The sequence below is a fragment of the Bradyrhizobium sp. MV1.5 genome (assembly GCF_055807615.1).
Genome location: NZ_JBVVPL010000125.1, coordinates 1 through 355 on the forward strand (window position 1 = coordinate 1; position 355 = coordinate 355).

The 355-nt window shown below is 56.3% G+C and carries 1 pseudogene; it reads left to right on the top strand.

Going from position 1 to position 355, the window contains the following annotated elements:
* Positions 1–355 (top strand): annotated as a pseudogene (locus AC0L2J_RS34795) (ornithine cyclodeaminase family protein); the annotation flags it as partial.

Below are 355 nucleotides of genomic sequence, written 5' to 3' on the forward strand. Positions count from 1 at the left end.
GCCACCAATCCTTCGCTTGGATATTCCCGAACATCGTGGTGAGGTGGACGTCAAGACGGCCTATGTGCCCGGTCTCGGCGGCTTTGCTATTAAGATCAGTCCCGGGTTTTTTGATAATCCGAAGATCGGACTACCGAGCACCAATGGCATGATGGTGCTGCTTTCTAGCAAAACCGGTTTGGTTCAAGCACTCTTACTAGACAATGGCTATTTGACGGACGTGCGCACGGCCGCCGCAGGTGCAGTGGCAGCCAAGTACTTGGCCCGCAAAGATGCGTCGGTAGCTGCGATCCTGGGAGCCGGAATGCAGGCGAAGTTGCAGCTGCAGGCTCTTTCGCTTGTGCGGCCGATCCAC